The 16,949-nt window shown below is 65.2% G+C and carries 18 protein-coding genes, 1 tRNA gene and 3 pseudogenes; 11 read left to right on the plus strand and 11 right to left on the minus strand.

Annotation, left to right across the window (positions count from 1 at the left end; translation table 11 throughout):
- Positions 1–9 precede the first annotated feature (9 nt).
- Genes pyrF through ACAM49_RS21100 form a run of 5 tightly spaced genes read left to right on the plus strand, consistent with a single transcriptional unit; the run spans position 10 to position 4,957 of the window.
- Entirely contained in the window at positions 10–750 is a 741-nt protein-coding gene (gene pyrF, locus ACAM49_RS21080) for an orotidine-5'-phosphate decarboxylase (protein ID WP_369637256.1), read from the plus strand.
- Positions 747–1,562, plus strand: a complete 816-nt coding sequence (locus ACAM49_RS21085; RefSeq protein WP_369637257.1) for a BtpA/SgcQ family protein — start codon at positions 747–749, stop codon at positions 1,560–1,562. The genes pyrF and ACAM49_RS21085 overlap by 4 nt, the downstream gene beginning before the upstream one ends.
- On the plus strand, positions 1,559–2,227 hold the full coding sequence (gene tmk / locus ACAM49_RS21090; RefSeq protein WP_369637258.1) for a dTMP kinase: 669 nt from the start codon (positions 1,559–1,561) through the stop codon (positions 2,225–2,227). The genes ACAM49_RS21085 and tmk overlap by 4 nt, the downstream gene beginning before the upstream one ends.
- Positions 2,228–2,282: 55 nt before the next feature.
- A complete protein-coding gene (locus ACAM49_RS21095; protein WP_369637259.1) occupies positions 2,283–3,575 on the plus strand; it encodes a family 1 glycosylhydrolase in 1,293 nt (430 codons plus the stop codon).
- Positions 3,576–3,613: 38 nt separating this feature from the next.
- Entirely contained in the window at positions 3,614–4,957 is a 1,344-nt protein-coding gene (locus ACAM49_RS21100; protein ID WP_369637260.1) for a M20 family metallopeptidase, read from the plus strand.
- A gap of 3 nt (positions 4,958–4,960) precedes the next feature.
- On the opposite strand, the pseudogene ACAM49_RS21105 reads toward ACAM49_RS21100, so the two are convergent.
- Positions 4,961–5,494, minus strand: a pseudogene (locus ACAM49_RS21105) (HAD family hydrolase); the annotation flags it as partial.
- On the minus strand, positions 5,491–7,044 hold the full coding sequence (locus tag ACAM49_RS21110; protein ID WP_369637261.1) for a mannitol dehydrogenase family protein: 1,554 nt from the start codon (positions 7,042–7,044) through the stop codon (positions 5,491–5,493). The pseudogene ACAM49_RS21105 and the gene ACAM49_RS21110, both read right to left, overlap by 4 nt.
- 322 nt (positions 7,045–7,366) lie before the next feature.
- On the opposite strand from ACAM49_RS21110, the gene ACAM49_RS21115 reads away from it, so the two are divergent.
- Together ACAM49_RS21115 and ACAM49_RS21120 are read left to right on the plus strand one after the other, a co-directional pair.
- Positions 7,367–7,543 carry a hypothetical protein gene (locus tag ACAM49_RS21115; protein ID WP_369637262.1) on the plus strand — a complete coding sequence of 59 codons (177 nt, stop codon included), beginning with the start codon at positions 7,367–7,369 and terminating at the stop codon, positions 7,541–7,543.
- Positions 7,544–7,748: 205 nt separating this feature from the next.
- Positions 7,749–8,645, plus strand: a complete 897-nt coding sequence (locus ACAM49_RS21120) for an esterase/lipase family protein (RefSeq protein WP_369637263.1) — start codon at positions 7,749–7,751, stop codon at positions 8,643–8,645.
- A gap of 48 nt (positions 8,646–8,693) precedes the next feature.
- Here ACAM49_RS21120 and ACAM49_RS21125 read toward each other — a convergent pair whose 3' ends face one another.
- From ACAM49_RS21125 to ACAM49_RS21135, 3 genes are read right to left on the minus strand one after another with little or no spacing between them, the layout of a single operon-like run.
- Positions 8,694–9,554 (minus strand): helix-turn-helix domain-containing protein, encoded by an 861-nt coding sequence (locus ACAM49_RS21125; RefSeq protein WP_369637264.1) that lies wholly within the window; start codon positions 9,552–9,554, stop codon positions 8,694–8,696.
- Positions 9,551–10,081, minus strand: coding sequence for a DUF6879 family protein (locus ACAM49_RS21130; protein WP_369637265.1), 531 nt, complete (start codon positions 10,079–10,081; stop codon positions 9,551–9,553). Before ACAM49_RS21130 ends, ACAM49_RS21125 begins: the two co-directional genes overlap by 4 nt.
- Positions 10,029–10,472 carry a hypothetical protein gene (locus ACAM49_RS21135; protein WP_369637266.1) on the minus strand — a complete coding sequence of 148 codons (444 nt, stop codon included), beginning with the start codon at positions 10,470–10,472 and terminating at the stop codon, positions 10,029–10,031. The genes ACAM49_RS21130 and ACAM49_RS21135 overlap by 53 nt, the downstream gene beginning before the upstream one ends.
- Positions 10,473–10,605: 133 nt before the next feature.
- On the opposite strand from ACAM49_RS21135, the gene ACAM49_RS21140 reads away from it, so the two are divergent.
- From ACAM49_RS21140 to ACAM49_RS21150, 3 genes and pseudogenes are all read left to right on the plus strand, one after another.
- The gene (locus ACAM49_RS21140) at positions 10,606–11,142 is read left to right on the plus strand and encodes a hypothetical protein (protein ID WP_369637267.1); all 537 of its coding nucleotides are present in this window, start codon (positions 10,606–10,608) and stop codon (positions 11,140–11,142) included.
- 102 nt (positions 11,143–11,244) lie between these two features.
- A complete protein-coding gene (locus ACAM49_RS21145; RefSeq protein ID WP_369637268.1) occupies positions 11,245–11,592 on the plus strand; it encodes an immunity 53 family protein in 348 nt (115 codons plus the stop codon).
- A gap of 58 nt (positions 11,593–11,650) precedes the next feature.
- Positions 11,651–12,354: pseudogene (locus ACAM49_RS21150) on the plus strand (DUF2625 family protein).
- A 200-nt stretch (positions 12,355–12,554) separates the two neighbouring features.
- Here the strand turns inward: ACAM49_RS21150 and ACAM49_RS21155 are convergent.
- The 5 genes and pseudogenes from ACAM49_RS21155 to ACAM49_RS21175 all read right to left on the minus strand — a co-directional run.
- Positions 12,555–12,830: pseudogene (locus ACAM49_RS21155) on the minus strand (S8 family serine peptidase); the annotation flags it as partial.
- 44 nt (positions 12,831–12,874) lie between these two features.
- Positions 12,875–13,867, minus strand: coding sequence for a hypothetical protein (locus tag ACAM49_RS21160; RefSeq protein ID WP_369637269.1), 993 nt, complete (start codon positions 13,865–13,867; stop codon positions 12,875–12,877).
- Entirely contained in the window at positions 13,864–14,334 is a 471-nt protein-coding gene (locus ACAM49_RS21165) for a hypothetical protein (protein ID WP_369637270.1), read from the minus strand. Before ACAM49_RS21165 ends, ACAM49_RS21160 begins: the two co-directional genes overlap by 4 nt.
- On the minus strand, positions 14,327–15,340 hold the full coding sequence (locus ACAM49_RS21170; protein WP_369637271.1) for a hypothetical protein: 1,014 nt from the start codon (positions 15,338–15,340) through the stop codon (positions 14,327–14,329). Before ACAM49_RS21170 ends, ACAM49_RS21165 begins: the two co-directional genes overlap by 8 nt.
- Positions 15,341–15,812: 472 nt before the next feature.
- Positions 15,813–16,364 carry a hypothetical protein gene (locus ACAM49_RS21175; RefSeq protein ID WP_369637272.1) on the minus strand — a complete coding sequence of 184 codons (552 nt, stop codon included), beginning with the start codon at positions 16,362–16,364 and terminating at the stop codon, positions 15,813–15,815.
- A 196-nt stretch (positions 16,365–16,560) separates the two neighbouring features.
- Here ACAM49_RS21175 and ACAM49_RS21180 point away from each other — a divergent pair, with 196 nt between their 5' ends.
- A complete protein-coding gene (locus tag ACAM49_RS21180) occupies positions 16,561–16,692 on the plus strand; it encodes a hypothetical protein (protein WP_369637273.1) in 132 nt (43 codons plus the stop codon).
- Between the two features lie 83 nt (positions 16,693–16,775).
- On the opposite strand, the gene ACAM49_RS21185 is transcribed toward ACAM49_RS21180, so the two are convergent.
- Positions 16,776–16,849, minus strand: a tRNA-Pro gene (locus ACAM49_RS21185).
- Positions 16,850–16,949 lie beyond the last annotated feature (100 nt).

A 16,949-nucleotide genomic window follows, 5' to 3' on the forward strand; every position in this document is an offset into this window, starting at 1 on the left:
GGAATGCGGATGTCCTTGCCATCGTCGGACGACCCCCGCGACCGGCTGTGCCTGGTGCTCGACATGCTCGACCGGGACGAGCTGCTCGCGACGGCGGACGAGCTGTCGGAGTTCTTCGGGTACATGAAGATCAACTTCGCGTTCACCCTGCACGGGCCGGAACTGGTTGCGCGCCTCAAGGAACGGGGCGTGAAGGTCTTTCTGGACCTGAAGCTGCACGACATACCCAACACGGTCGCGGGGTACGCCCAGGCGGTGACTCGGCTGGGCGTCGAGCTGGTCACCTTCCACACCACCGGTGGCGTGGAGATGATGCGCGCCGCGGTCACGGCCGGTGATGCCACGGCGGCCGAGCTCGGCCGCCCGCGCCCGCTGTTCGTGGGCGTCACCGTGCTCACCAGCCTCGACGAGCGGCAGTTGCAGGCCGAACTCGGTGTGGTGCAACCGATCTCCGAGGTGATCCGGTCGCGGGCCGCGCTGGCAGCGGAGGCCGGACTCGACGGCATGGTGTGCGCGCCCGCCGAACTGGCGTCGATCCGCGATGTCGTCCCGGACGACTTCTTCTTCGTCACACCGGGTTTGCGCTCCGTCGCCGGGACCGACAACGATCACAAGCGCACCGGCACCTATCGCGATGCTCTCGCAGGCGGCTCGTCCCTGCTGGTCGTGGGCCGCGATGTCCTGCACAGCGACAACCGGGTGGACGCCGCCAAGCGTGTGCTGGCCGAGGTGGGGGAGTTCCAGCCGTGAACCAGATCCCGCCCGCCCTGCCCGACAAGAGCGTGATCGCCTGCGTGCACCTGCTGCCCACACCGGGCTCGCCCGGATACCGGGGCAGTGTCGCCGAAATCTATGACACCGCAATGGAAGAGGTCGAGCTCTTCGCCGACTGCGGGGTGGACGCGCTGATCGTGGAGAACTTCCGCGACGGGCCGTTCCATCCCGGCGTGGTCCCACCGGAGACGATCGCCATACTCGCGGGCGTCACCCGGGAGGTGGTGCGCTCGACCTCGCTGCCGGTGGGCGTGGCCGTGCTGCGCAATGACGCGGCCGGTGCGCTGGCCATCGCCGAATGCACCGGCGCGCAATTCATCCGGGTCAATGTGCACATCGGCGCGGTGCTCGCCGAACAGGGCATCGTCACCGGCAGCGCACACGAGACGCTGCGCATGCGGCGCAACCTCGGCAGCAATGTGGCCATTCTCGCCGACGCGCACGTCAAACACGCTCGGCCGTGGGCGTATCCGGACCTGGCGACCGAGGTGCGGGATCTATCCGGCCGCGCGGAGGGCATCGTGGTCTCCGGCGAGCTGACCGGGCTGGCCACCGTGCCCGAGGATCTCGAGACCGCCCGTAGGGCATCGTCGAAGCCGGTGTACGTCGGGAGCGGCGTCACCCCGGACAATCTCGGTTCGGTCTTCCCGCTGGCCGACGGCTTCATCGTCGGCAGCTACTTCAAAACCGACGGAGTGGCGAGCAAAGCGGTGGACCGGCCGCGGGTCGAGAAGTTCATGGACCGCATGCGCGAGCTGAAATCGATGCCCTCGGAAGGACACCTGTGACCGCGACACTGCACAGCCCCCGCATCACACCCGAACTGGTTCGCGAGGTCTTCGCGCCGCCCGAACAGCATCCGGGCATGTTGATCTCGATCGTCGGGTTCGATGGATCGGGCAAGACCACGCAACTCGAGGCCGTCGCCGAGGTTCTGCGCGCCCGCGGCCGCGAGGTGGTGGTGACCAAACAGCCCACCGACTGGTACCGGGAACTGGGTGAGGTCAGGACCTTCCACGACGCGGGCGGGTCGTCGGCGACCGCGCGGGTGCTGGCGCTGCTCGCGGCCGCGGACCGGCTCCGGCACATCCACGAGGTGGTGAACCCGGCGCTGCGGCGCGGCGCGGTCGTCCTCTGCGACCGGTACGTGTACGCGACCTACGGGGTGTTCATCCACCGCGGCGTCGACGCCGCCTTCCTCACCACGATCAACCATGGCGTCCCGAGGCCGGATTTCGCCTTCTACCTGAAGATGAGTCCCGAACAGCTGGCCAGCCGCCTGCGCGCCCGCGACGGCAACGCCCTGCAATTCGAGGAGCGTTCCCTGGACCGCATCGCCTCCATCACCCGAACCTACGACGAGATGGCGGAAGAGTTGCTCACCGTTGACGGCTCCCTGCCGCCGGAGGTCGTGACCGACACCCTGCTGCGAACCATCGACCAGGGGCGTTAGTTCGATCTGATCGGTTCGGATCGAAAGCGGCTATCGGGCAGGTAATCTCGATGCGATGGGGCGCCGTGCGTTGTTCACGATGGTCTGTGTCGTTCTGGCCGCCTGGGGTGTGGTCGTCGCGCCTGGTAGGGGCGCCGCCGATCCCGGGGTGCCGCCCGTGGGCTCCAACTTCTTCTGGGGCGTCTCCAGCTCCGGGTTTCAGAGCGAAGGCTTTGCGCCGGACAGCAATTGGAGCAGGTACGCCGGGGCCGGGTACGGGAACTCCGTCGACTTCCTGCACCGCTATGACGAGGACATTCGCAATGCGGCCGATCTTGGTGTCGGCGTGTACCGGGTCAGTGTGGAATGGGCACGGGTGCAGCCGAATCCGGGTGAATGGGATTTCTCGTTCTATGACGGGATGATCGGGCGGATCCGGGCTGCGGGGCTGCGGCCGATGATCACCCTGGACCACTGGGTGTTTCCCGGATGGGCGGTCGATCGCGGCGGGTGGCGCAATCCGGGCATGGTGGAGGACTGGCTCACCAATGCCCGTGCGGTGGTTGACCGTTACGCGTCGGCCGATCCGCTGTGGGTGACCTTCAACGAGCCGCTCGCGTATGCGGGGAAAGAACAGCAGATCGGTGATCTGGGCGCGGTCGATGTGGTGCCCATGATCGATCGGATGGTCGCGGCGCACCGTGCGATCTACGACCACATTCACGCGCGTCAGCCCGGTGCGATGGTGACCAGCAATCTCGCGTACACCTCGATCGGCGCGGCGCAGGCCGACTCGTCCTTCGTCGATCGGATCGCCGACAAGCTCGACTATGTCGGAATCGATTACTACTACGGCGGATCGGTGAGCAAGCCGCCGAATCTGATCGCGCAGCTGACCAACCAGCCGTCGAGTCTGATCCTCGAACCCGACGGTATCTACTACGCGTTGCGGCATTACGCCCAGAAGTTCCCGGGACGGCCGTTGTATGTCGTGGAGAACGGGATGCCGTCGGACAACGGGTCACCGACCACCGACGGGATGACGCGCGAGGACAACCTGCGCGACACCGTCTACTGGGTGCAGCGTGCGAAGGCCGACGGGATGAATGTCATCGGCTACAACTACTGGAGCATCACCGACAACTACGAATGGGGCAGTTACGCACCGCGTTTCGGGCTCTACACGGTGAATGTGACCACCGATCCCGGTCTGGCCCGCCACCCTACCGCGGCGGTTCCGGCTTATCGCGACATCACCGCCAACGGGGGCGTGCCCTGGGGGTACATCCCGACCCGCGCACCGGCGCTGTGCTCGCTGCAGGATCTGCCCTCCAGCTGCTTCTCGCCGGTCACCGCGCCGGGTCGCTGAGTTTCGTTCCGGCCGTTGACGGGTGAGGAGGTGTCTCGGTGAGCAGAGTCGACGCTGCCCGCGCGTTGCAGGGTGATCTGGCCGATCTGCGCCGCCGATTACACCGGGAGCCTGAACTCGGGTTGAGCCTGCCGCGCACTCAGGAGAAGGTGCTCGAGGCTCTCGACGGGCTCCCGCTCGAGATCACGCTGGGCAAGGGTCTGAGCTCGGTGACCGCGGTCCTGCGCGGCGGACGGAGCGGCGGCGCGGCGCTGTTGCGCGCGGACATGGATGCGTTGCCGATACAGGAATGCAGTGGCGAGGAATTCAGCTCCCGGTTCGACGGCCTGATGCACGCCTGCGGGCACGACCTGCATACGGCCGGGCTGGTGGGTGCGGCGAGACTGTTGGCCGACCGCCGCGAATTGCTCTGCGGCGATGTTGTTTTCATGTTCCAACCGGGGGAGGAGGGTTGCAACGGCGCCGAAGTGATGCTCGGGGAAGGCGTGCTCGATGCGGCCGGGAAACCCCTGAATGCCGCGTACTCCCTGCACGTCCTGTCGAATCTGCTACCGCGGGGGAGCATTACGACCCGGCCGGGCCCGGTGCTCGCGGCGTCGGACTCCTTCCACGTCACGGTGATCGGGCGCGGCGGCCACGGCTCCACCCCTCACGCCGCCCGCGATCCGGTGCCCGCTATCTGCGAAATCGTCCTCGCGCTACAGACTTACGTCACGCGGAGATTCGACATCTTCGACCCGGTCGTGGTCACCGTCGGCAGCCTGCACGCGGGAACCATGGAAAACGTGATTCCCGACAGTGCCGAGTTCCGGGCCACCGTACGCAGCTATAGCCTTGGCAACCAGCAACGCCTGGCCGTCGAATTACCCAGGCTCGCAGTGGATATCGCGCACGCGCACGGCCTCGACGTCCGCGCCGACTATCGGCCGATGTACCCGGTCACCCTCAACGATCCGGCTGAGACCCAGTTCGCCCTCGATACCGCCACCGAACTGTTCGACCATGCGGTTCTCATGCCGCAACCCCTGGCCGGATCCGAGGACTTCTCCCTCGTCCTGCAGCGGGTTCCGGGCACGATGCTGCTGGTCGGCGCGACCCCGGACGGCCTCGATCCCGCCGAGGCGCCGATGAACCACGCGCCTCGTGCCCGATTCGACGATTCCGTGCTCCATGTGCAATCGGCGCTGCTGGCCGAACTCGCCTTTGCGCGCCTGGCCCGGACCGCCGGTTCAGCCGGTGGCGGCGAGGTAATCGATGACGTGCAGCAGGTCGGGATAGACCCGGTGGGCGATGCGGGTCGTCTCGGCGGTGGCCGGGATCAGGTCGGGGATCAGCAGACAGCGCAGGCCGGCCGCGTGGGCGGCGCGGAGGCCGTTGGGTGAGTCCTCACAGGCGAGGGTGAACTCCGGGTCGGCGTCGAGGGCCGCGGTCGCGGTCAGGTACGGCTCCGGATCGGGTTTGCCGCGGCGGACATCGTGACGGGTGATGATCGCCGCGAAGCGGTCGGCCAGCCCGGCGGCCCGCAGGTGGTGGTGGGCGCGGTCGCGGCCCGAGGAGGTCGCGATCGCGCGGGGGATGCCGCGGCGATCCAGGTCGTCGAGCAGCTCGTGCACGCCCGGCTTGGTGGTGAGGCGGCCGTCGTCGACCAGCCCGGCGAGGACGGACTCGTGCCTGCTGTAGAACTCGTCGAGCGGGAAGTCCGGGCCGAAGGCGGTGACGGCCATTTCGCGGCAGGTGTCGGCGGGCATGCCGACGAGGCTGTGACAGAACTCCTCCGACAGCTCGTAGCCGAGTTCGCGACCGGACAGCCCCAGCGATTCGACCGCCAGGCGCTCGGAGTCGAGGAGCAGGCCGTCCATATCGAAAACCACTGCCCGAACCGGCTTTTCGGCCGTCGATTCGGCGGCGATCATTGTCATGCGACCCTCCCGATGAATTCCGGCCGCAGCCGGCGCTCGGCTACCGCAATTGCATTGTCGCGGATCAGTTCCGCCAGTGCGTCGCCCACCTCCCGATGGATCGGCTCCGGCAGCACTCCGAAGATGTCGGTGCGGGCCAGGAAGGCGCGGGCGCGCTGATGCGGGTCCGGGATCGCCGCGAGCTGAGCGAGCTCGGCTGCCCGGGAATCGACTACCTCCATGGCCGCCCCTGGCGTTCCGCACAGATCGAACCAGCGGATCCAGGCCGCGATCAGCAGGGCGGCGCCGGGTGTGGGGCGGCCGTGCCTGTGGTTCTCGAGCATGGCGGCGGTGACGCGCGGGAGCATCTTGTCCGATCCATTGCGGCCGACCCGGGTCATCTCGTGCCGGAGGGCGGGATTGCGGAACCGGCGCAGCAGATCCCCGACGGTGCGATGCAACTCGGGCTGCGGTAGCGTCAGGGTCGGACCCTGCTCGTACAGCATGAACTGTCGCGCCAGCTCCTTCAGGACCGGATCCGCGCCCGCCTCCGCGCTGGCCGGATACCCGGCCAGCGCGCCCACATACGCCAGCAGCAGGTGAGTTCCGTTGAGCAGCCGCAGTTTCGCGAGTTCGTGGGCGGTGACGTCGGCCACGAAATCCGCTCCGGCCAGATCCCAGCGCGGACGCTCGCCCTCGAAATTCTCGATGGTCCAGGTCATGAACGGCTCGGCGGACACCGGGGCGCGGTCATCGACTCCGCCGAGCCGGGTGCGCGCCGCATCGTCGCCCTCCGTCGAGGACACGATGCGATCGACGACGCTGCACGGGAATTGCACATGGCGCTCGATCCAATTCGCCAGCCGGTCATCCCGCATGGCCGCGAAATCGACGACCGCCCTGCGCAATTGGCGTCCATTGGCGGTGAGATTGTCGCAACTGATCACCACCGGCGGTGTCCCGCCCCGCCGCTTGACCGCCGCCAGCCCACCCACCAACATCCCGATGGCCGTGCACGGTTTGGCGGCGCACCGCAGGTCGTGCCGCACCGGTTCACTGCCCGAATCGAGCCGCCCGGTAGCGGGGGAGAGGCAATAACCGCCGGTGGTGACGGTGAGCGTCACGATCCGAACCCGAGGATCGGCCAGCCGCCGCACCACCCCGATCCGATCCGAGGGCGCATGCACCGCCGCGGTCAGCGCCCCGACAACCTCCGCACGCACTGCGCCCTCATCGCGCAGCAACGTGGTGTACAGGTTGTCCTGCGCCTTGAGCGCCCCCACCACCTCCGGCCTCGACATCGCGACCGCCGCGATACCCCACCGCCGATCCCCGGTAGCCGTCATCGCATGCTGCGTAATCAACGCCTGATGCGCCCGATGAAACGCCCCACACCCCAAATGCACGATCCCCGTCCCCAAAATCCCCGGCGTGAACGGCGGCCGGGTCACATCCACCGGCAACCCTCGCAAAGCATTGACCCCGAGTCTGGGCGAATTCGCCGTGGACAGAACAGAATTCGAGCTACTGGACATACCGAGCCCTCCGGGCACTTTCGGGATGGTTTCCATGATTGCCACCGCTCGCCGTTGAACCCGGTGCAGAATCAGAATCTAGAACACATTCCCGAAAACCTCGACAGCCCTTTCGCTTTTATTTATGTACGGTCCATCACACGGCTATCGCGAATTATCCGTATGCATTTCGTAAATGCGCAGCGCAATTAGTTGTACCGATACCCCTGCGGTGTTCGCCCGTTCCGGTGTGTGCACTGGCCGGTGCCTACCACCTGGCCGGGCGCGTGGCAGTGCTTACCTCCGACGGACCCCGATGCCTACCGTGTAAGCAGGCGCCTCTCCGGACACAGAATCGCACGAACAGGGAGTTGATGAAATGACCGCAAGAATCGCCGTTCCAGCAGCGGTGACCGCAATGGCGCTGTCCCTCGGCATAATCGGCGCCGCGACCGCCTCCGCCGCCGAACCCCAAGTCAAACCCGTCGACGGCTCGGTAGGCATCTGCTTCACCATCCCCATGCCCGGCTCCGCCGACCTCTACTGGTGTCTCTGATCCTCCGCGACCTCCTCGACCGGTGGCAGCCGAATATCATTCGCCTGCTGCCGGTCTCCCACAATTGGCGAAACCGCAATAATCCACCGCGCGATATGTGCCAACGCACAGCGACCGTAACTCCGAATCATGTGACGCCCCAACGGCTTTTTGTATAGGTTCCTGCCCTACACGCCCCAGGGTGTGGAATCTATTGCGTTACCCCATGAGGAGTTCTCTCGTGCGCCCCCTCTCCCGCCTCATCGTCGCGGCCGCCATCTCGCTCACCACACTGATAGGCACCGTCTCCGGAACCGCCACCGCCGCACCGTCATCCGGCTACAACGACTTCACCTGTCAGCCCAGCACCACCCACCCCGAACCGGTAGTGCTCCTACACGGTCTCGGCGGCAACGCCGACGGCAATGTCGGCCCGATGGCACTGGCCCTGGCCGCCCAGGGCTACTGCACCTACGCCCTCACCTACGGCAAGGTCGATCCCGCATTCCCCATCGGCGGCACCATCGACATCGACAAATCCGCACACGAGATCGCCACCTTCATCGACAAGGTCCTCACCTCCACCGGAGCCACCAAAGTCGACATCATCGGCCACTCCGAGGGCGCCTTCCAGTCCCTCTACGTCCCAAAGGTTCTCGGCTACGCCCCCAAAATCGCCAAGGTAGTAGCCCTGGCACCCCCAACCCACGGCACCACCTTCATAGGCCTGGTCACCGTGGCCCAAGCCGCCGACCTAACCTTCCTCGTCGACAAAATCCTCCCCCTCGGCTGCCCAGCCTGCGACCAACTGATCGTCGGCGGCTCAGCAGTGAAAACCCTCAATACCGGCCCCATAGCCCAACCCGGCGTCTCCTACACCGTCATCGCCACCAAAGCCGACGTCCTGGTCGTTCCCCACAAGTCCACCCTCTTCAACACCACCGAAACCGCCTTCATCCCCGAGCCCAACGTCCACAACACCTACGTCCAAGACACCTGCCCCCTCGACCCGGTCGGCCACATCGGCCTCGCCTACGACCCCGACGTAATCGAAATGGTCTCCAACGCCCTCAACCCAGCCCACCCCACCAAGATCACCTGCGCCCTCGGCCTCCCGAGCTGAAGAACAGCAGGCCAGAGGTGGAACCGCCTCTGGTCTGCATCGTCGAAGCTATGGGTGTGACTGCCCGTTGCACGGTTCGCTTCGCCAGCTGATGGCTGCTCGGATCAATCTTCGAGCTGCTTCGCCGGTGACCGACTGACTCGCCAACATATTGAATGCGCGGCCGTAGATCGCGATTTCCCTGGGCTGGGTCACCTTCAATTCTGCGGTGACGCCTTCGACTGTCACCATGCTGCGGTCGTACATCACGAAGTTCGTCGCGGGTGCCGGGCAGTAGGATTCCGCGGGCACGATTCCGAAGGTCACCCGAGGTAATCCAATGACGGCTATGAGCCGGTCCAGTTGTCCGGTCATCACTCCCTCGTCGGCTACGCCGGTCCGTAGAGCCTGTTCGCCCATCAGGATGTGGAATCGCCGGTCTCCGCTGTACAAGATGCGCTGTCGCTCGAGCCGTTTGGCGACGCCGTCTTCCAGGTCGTCGGGTATGCGGTAGAAGTCGATCGCCTGCCGCAGGATCGCTCTCGCGTAGTCGGCGGTTTGCAGCAGGCCTGGCACGACGTAAGGCTGATAGACCCTCATGAGCTTCGTTCGCTCGGAGAGCTTGGTCAGCGCGTGCTGCCCCCGTTTGGTGCCCGCGCTGAGGACGCGCCGCCATTCGACATAGGCACTGTCGATGTTCCGTACCGTCGCGAGTAGGTCCGGTAGTTGCTCGGAAGCATCGAGAATCTCGCAGTACGTTCGGATATCGGCTTCCGAGGCCGGCCGTATGCCGTGCTCGATCTTGCTGACCTTCGACTCATGCCAGCCTGCTTGCTCGGCGAGGACGCGCCCGGACATGCCCACGGCACGGCGTAACTCTCGAAGCCGTTGTCCGAGCGCTTCTCTCGCTTCCTGGAGGCTCCCGGTCACTTCACCGTCTGTGAGTCAGCAGCCGCCACATACGCGGAGTAGGGAGTCGCGAGTTTCCAGAGTCGCTGCCTGACGGCGTGGCAATACTCGACCACTCCGGGATCGGTCGTTATCGCGATCCCGGCCGACTTCATCCGACTGTCGACCAGGTTGAAGGCCACCATCTCATTGTCCATGAGCCACCAGTCATCCGGCGGTACCTCTCCCGCGAGATGGCGTGGCAGGTAACGAATGTCCTCCCCTGCCGCGACATTGCGTGCTGCGACGACCAAGCTCCAGCGCTGATAGTCGGTGTGGGGCACGGTGACGACACGAACCCGGCTCATCGCTACGCCTCGACCGGTCGTCTCCCGCACCAAGGCATCCCAGTCTTCGAACCATGCGTAATCATCAGGCTCGTTCGTGAGAAAGCGGCGGAACGGTTCGGACTCCAGCGGTACCGCGTAGTCGTCTCTGACCTCGAGATGGAATGCCTCACTGCGACATTGCCGGAACAGGTCCGACCAGTCGCCTTGCCGCAGCTGCACCGTAGAAAGTCCTCTCCATCTTGGGTACTTCGATGGCTGCCTCGTCTTCGGCCAGGTCAAGCTGACCGAGGGTGTCGGCATCCGTGATCGGCCGCCCGATAACCGTGAAGGTACCCCTACCCGTGTCCGTCAACGGTGAGCCGAGGAAGGTTCGGGGCTCGAGGAATCCCAGGAGCAGATGCGGTATCTCTACCGTATCGGGCCGGTCGGTACTCCATCCCTGGACGAGATAGCCCGATTCGGTCGCGTACAGACTCGGGCACTCGTTCACCTGCGAGCCACCCTTGCCGAGGAATTTCAGGCACATGCCTTCGCCTCCTACTTGTCTGGCGTCAAGCGCCGGTTCGCGGCGCATCTCAATCGTCCCGCCGGCGGCCATGTTTTTCTTCACAACGGCCTAATCTGGACAAGTTCGGGCAAGTTCATGGCCTCGACAGGCCGCGAGTTTCTAGCGTGGATGACAGGTGTTCAGGGGCGGCGAAGCTCGCTACCGATCCGCCTCACCAGCGACGACAGGGACAGCCGTGACCGACGAGCCAGAAGACGTGCAGGCCACGCCTCGTACGCGGCTGTTCCAGTTTCCCGGCGGCGTACTGGAACTCCAGAGCAGCAGCCAGGATTCGGCCGAGGACTACGGCGGCTTCTATCTCCAACTCCACGACTCCACGGCCATCGACGGCCACGACGATCGAAGGGCGGTCATGCGGTACACACCCACCGCGCTCGGATACCTGCGCACCGACGTCTCCGGCGTGAGTCAGCTGTGGGACGAATCCGAGATTCGCAGACTCGCAGCAAGATACGGCTACGACCTGGCCGAAATCGTGGTCCACGACCCCACCGGCGGCCGGCCACCGATCGCACGGTTGAAAGCTCAGGCCACCCGCCTCGACGCCGAAGCGGTAATCGTGCCCGGTCCCGAGCACTTCTCCGGCGGGCAGATACCCGGCTCGCTGGTGCGGCGACTCGACGTCATCACAATTCATCCGGAAGAGACATACGCCCGTCGTGCTATTCCACCCTTTCGGGACTTACCGACCACGCAAGCCGACGGCGCCTAGCCACCCTGTGGCGTCACTGATGATGATGGCGGCGGAGCGGACGAGGACTCGGCCTTCCTCTCGTTGCCATGGCCGAACTCGTTGCTACTAGCATCGGCGTCCATGTCCGAGCACGAACATGTCCTCGACTGGCTGCAGAGCTGGTACGCCGCGCAGTGTGACGGAAGCTGGGAACACGGATCGGGTGTGCGGATCGAGACGCTCGACAACCCCGGCTGGCTGGTCAAGATCGATCTCGAGGAAACGGCCCTGGCAGACCAGGACCATCCCCGACAACGTATCGACCGAAGCGAGCACGACTGGGTGCATGCCTGGACCGCCGAGCAGACATTCCACCTGGCCTGTGGTCCAGGCAATCTGACCGAAGCGCTCACACTGTTCTGTGCCTGGGCATCGACGTTCGCGAATGATGGGAGCGGCGCATCGTCGCACCTACCGCGGCGAGGTTGACGCGCACCCAGAGCCATTGGCGGACGTTCGCGACGAGCCATCAGAGAGATGGGTGGGCATGTGTGTGCAAGGATCTGATCTCGTGAATGGTGTTCGGTCCGTCGGCGAACTCGCCGATGCCGATGACCCCGCCTGGCCCGCCCTGCAGAAGGATCTCGCGGCAGCCGAGGTCCCGGTCGAGGTGCTGCCGGGCGATCCGGCACACGCCCGCCAGGTGCTGTACCGGTTGCAGGTGACAGCCCGTTCGACACTCGGCGCCTTGTCCTTACACACCGGCGGGCTCGTCGTCGATACGGATGGCTGCGCATCCTCGGCGGCGGGCACGCGCAACTACCGGATCTGGCGGCGATGAACAGGATCGGTGACCCCGCTGCGGACAGTAGCGACCCGGGAGCGTTGATCGTGGCCGTCGATGTACTCGGGGGGCGATTCGCCGTCAATGGCGGTGCGTTGGTGGGCGAGCTCGGTGAGGTGTGCTACTTCGGGCCTGACACCCTACGGTGGGAACCGATTGGTGGTGGGTATTCCGCGTTCATCGTCTGGGCCATCGGCAGTGGTCTGGGCGAGTTCTACACCGAGATGCGCTGGCCAGGGTGGGACGAGGAGGTCCGGCGACTGTCCCTCGATCAGGGCCTGTCGACGTATCCCCCGCTGTGGAGTGCAGAGGGCCGGACCGACATCGCAACCACCAGCCGCCGCCCCTGTCCGATCACCGAACTCATTGCGCTCCATGCCGATATGGCCGAGCAGCTTGGCCCCTGACCCCGCCGTCGTCATTCGTGAACATCTTCGAAGCGTTGTAGCTGGGCGACACGCCACCAGGATTCACGAACAACCGACGTCACAGTTCGCGGACAGCGCCAGTGGCCCAGATCCTGCAGGGGCGGCCGCGCTCGCCGCCTGGTTGTCGCGAATGGGTTCCGGCCGAGTGTGGTTCGCGCGGCCTGCCGGATTGGGGAGGGTTACAGTCCGCTGATGTTCAGTAGCTTGTTCGGGGTGGTGCCGTAAAGCCAGAACTGCGGCGGATCGATGATCGCGGGCGAAGCATGTTGCACCAGCCAGCTTTTCACCGTAGCCGAGGGGGCCCGGCCGAGTTTCGCCTTGTACGGTGCTGCCGCTCCGGCGGCATATGGAGCGGCGAACGACGTGCCCGCGACCCGGTAACCCATCATGCCCCCGGTACCGGTGGTGACGACATACTGTCCCGGCGCGAAGAGGTCGACGCAACCGCCGTATGCGCTGCTCCAGACGGCAGTGCTACCGGATGGCGAGGTGAACTTCCCTAGTCGAGGAAGTAGGCGTCGATCTTCTCCTCCGCATCCAGGATCTCCTCCGAAGCCACGCCGAGTGCCACTGCTAGTTCAACCGACCCGACGAGCGCGACCTGCACGTCAGGCGAGAATGCTCGTTCGAGCAGGCCGAGGTAGTCCGACATGCTCTGGTCCAACTTCTGCAGGATCCCTTGGTACTCGGTGGCGAGTTGCTCGTCGAGCGCACGCTGTTCGTCGAGGTAACGCTCGATCAGTGCCGCTTCTCGCTTCCTTAACGACGATGCGACGGCCTTGTACATCACAATGCCGACCGTGTTGCCGATGACGGCACCGAGGATTGGAATGGGGATGGCCGCCTGGCCGACGGAAGCGGACAGCGCGCGGACTGCGGCCTCCAATGCGAGGAGCTCGGAGATTTCGATGAACTCCAGTTCGTCGATCTCGTTGCGGCGGAGCTTGTTCGCTTGCTCGGCGATGCCGAAGGATGCGGTGACGATCGAACTGGCAACGGCCGCGGAGGTAGCGGTGAAGTTCGTGAGCGCGTAGATGCTCAGTCCTCGGACGCCGCCCTTGCCGAAACCCAGTCCGGTCTCGCCCGCGATGTCGAGCCAGTCCTGCTCGGTGAACTCATTGAGCCTCTTGCCTTCCCGACGCTTGGCGAACACGGCCGATATGAGAGCCGTCCCGCCTTCTGCCGCGGCAGCCGTGAGTGCGACCGTGCTTCCTTCTCGCAGCGTCGGCCGACTCTGCTGGTGCGCATCCGCGCGCAGAGACCGATCCGTAGCGCGAAGCGAGTCCTTCTCCGCCGCCATGGTCGAGGTGTAGACATCGCGTTGAACTTCGTCGTACCGGAGCGTCGAGGGTTCGAGCGATTCGATGCCGACCGAGCCGGTTTGGAAGAAGGTCTGGACTCGGTGCCAGTCTCTGAGGGAAGGTCCTTCGCCGCTGCGTGACAGCAGCTTGCTCGCCTCCTCGGGCGACATGTCGCGCAGCCGCTGGATCACCTCGAAATGATCACTGGGACCTGGTACTTCCCACCGTTGTGCACGTAGTCGGGATACTTCTGGAGATGCTCGGCGATCGCGCCCAGAGAGAAGCGGCCGCCCGCCGCGACGAACTTCTGCTGGATCTCGACATCTCCGCGCAGAAGGTCGACCGGTCCGTTGTCGTTCACCCACTGGTAGACGGCCTCGTGGCCAGTGATCTGCCTTCGGGCGTTGCCGATCCCGACCTCGGCGATCTCGGCGATGAAGCCGTGCATGCCATGTTGTCCGCCGCGGTTGGCGGCGACCACCTCGAGGTCGATCCTCCTGATGGCTTCATCGACGCTGGTGAGCGCGTCCCGAAGGTGCTCGTCCTGCCGACTGAGCGTGCTCAGGAGGTTGTCTATGCGAAGCTGGTTGAGATAGCTCACCCAGGACGCGACCGCCTGTTCCTGTGTGTGCGTAGCGAATTCGGCAGGATCACTCACTGTCGGCGTCCTGTTCGATGCGCAGACTCAGCATTTTCGCGCACGCTTTCGTGTTGTTCACCAACGCAGCGAGCGTCGAGCGTTCGGCAGGGGCGAGAGCGTGGAAATCGGTGCGGAAGTGAATCAACGCTTCGCCGTAACTCTTCACCAGCCCTTCGCGGAGCGAGGTTGTCCGCTGCAGGACGTCGTCGATCTGAGCATCCATGCCTTTGACGAGGGCGGTGTTGCGCTTTATCGCGGTCAGCGCTTCGTGCTTCGCCTCTCGATTCTCGAACTTCTTCTTCGCGAAAAGGGCGATCGACGCCAGTAGGGTCGCGCCGGCGATGGTCCAGCCGATCGGGCCGGCCAGCGCGAGCAGTGTGGTGCCTGCGGCAGTGCCGCCACCGCCGGCGGCGAGCGCGCCTCCGCCCAGCCATGCCAGCGCTGCCTGGCTGGCCGCAGCCCCGGAGAGGGTCGATATCGCCGTCCCGGTCGACGCTGTCCCGAAGGTGGTGGCGACCCACATCGCCGCCGACGGTGCCAGACCGGCTACCGCGGTGCCCGCCGCGAACCCCGCGCCGGCGCCGGCGACCGACAGCCGCGCCGCTTCCAGTTCTTTTTGAGCGAATTCCTCCGCGTGCAGGAAACGCTTCCTGTGCACCTCGATCTCGTCGAAGTCGGTATCGAATGACTTCGGGGTGTTGGCGATGCTGTTCACCAACTGCTCGACCAGCTCGATCAGGTCCGTCGAACGTTCGCGCTGACGCAACAGTGACAGGCCCCGGTCAGCCATCGCGGTGAAGACGCCGTTGTATTCCGCTACGGCCACCTCGTAGGGGTCCGGCCTCTTCACAGCCAACTTCTCGACCCTGCCTTTGGCCGCGTCCTCGACGTTGCCGACCTGCCCGACGAACTGCGTCGAAACGGTTCGCGCCGCCTTCCCGAAACCGTCGACGGTCCTGCCGATGCCCTCCTTGGCATTGCCTACGTTGGGCTTGGCGTCCCCTACGTCGAGCTGTTCTTCCATCGCACCCCTCCAAGACCATTGCGGCTCAACCACATACGGAGACTAGCGACCACATGTGACAGATAGCACGGGACGCCCACTCGCACACGGGGAGCGCGTGTCCTCGGGGGAGACAGCTACCGGCTCGAGGACCGCGACCTCAGCCGTACCCGGTGACGACCCCGACGACTGATCAGGCCGCAAGCGGGGCGCGCAGTTGGACACGTATTGGCGTCTAACCATGTTGAGGTGCTGTCGATTTCACGAGAAGGAGTGTGGCGGACTCGGAGAATGGCGGGGATCTCGAGTCGAGTCGAAGAGATGTCGCCGGGACGGGGTCCACGATTACGACAAAGTCCAGCGGGTTGCCCAGTGTGCACAGGAAGTCAGCGGCCCCGCGTCGCAGCTTGCCGACGTCGAGGTCGTACGCCGGGGTTATGGGCTCCGCACGCCCGAAAGGCGTCCCGATGGAACCCTGCATGGGGTGGTGCGATCAGCCGCTCAGCGTCACGCACAGATCCTCGTACGGTCCGGCCAGTGCCAGTAGCTGTCGAGTCGTGTGTCCGTTGGTGGAGGTGACGCGCACCGACATGAAACCGTGTGAGAGATACCAATGATGCTGCGCTGCGGCCGGTTGATCGCCGCCGTGTATGCCGGCCGACCAGTCGTTGCCGCTGAGCACGAAATCGGCCGGGTCCAGCGTCGGGTACAGCAGGGCGGCCGAACCGGAGATATCTCGTTCGATCGTCGTGCCGGTGGACGTGTTGGTGGCGCGCATCACCAAAGCCCCTGTCTCCGTGCCGAAGACGGGGTGGCCGGCCGCATCGTGCCACACGCTCATGGTCAGGTCGCTGACCGGGAACTCGACATGTGTGCCGAATTCGCACACTTCTCCCGGTGGATAGTCGAACGGAGGTGAATCCGGGTGAGTGACAATCATTCCGGTCTCGGGCTGTGCTTGCGCCGGTCCGCCGGTTCCGGCGAGAAGTGCGGCGACTGCGCAGGCTGCCGCGGTAATTGGTCCACGCATGGCGACCTCTTCCAACGTGCGAATCCTCCGAACCGTGAAAACTATACGGCGGGAGGCCATCTCGAGGTTGAGACTTCGCGCGCATCACGGGGCGGCTCAATCATCGCCGCCAGCGCAGTTTGGCGGGTTGGGTGTACCAAATCTGTGGCGCACGCCCACGTCGACGCGGATCCAGATCACCGTCCTCGGCCGTGCACCCCAATGAGATGAAGTGGTCGCCGAGCTCGCCTACGAGCATCTTCGGCGGCACACCCTCCGGCACACCCGATTGACCTGGTTCGCCGACGCTGGGGCAATGACGCACTTCCTCCAGGAGCCCGCCGGGCACGCCGCCCCCGCGTAACCAAGCTCACCAATCGGCCACTATCTCCGATTGATCAAATAACGAGAAAGCCCCTCCGACCAGGTCGGAGAGGCTTTTCTACGTCGGGCTGACAGGATTTGAACCTGCGACCACCTGACCCCCAGTCAGGTGCGCTACCAAGCTGCGCCACAGCCCGTGGCATTCGCTCTCGCTCGTGCTCGAGAAGATTACCCCAGGACCCCCCTCGAGTTCCAAATCGGCTGGTTATCGGCGTGTGGCGGGGGAATGGGCCGGGT

Origin of the sequence: Nocardia sp. JMUB6875, from assembly GCF_041154655.1 — a bacterium.
GTDB lineage: Bacteria > Actinomycetota > Actinomycetes > Mycobacteriales > Mycobacteriaceae > Nocardia.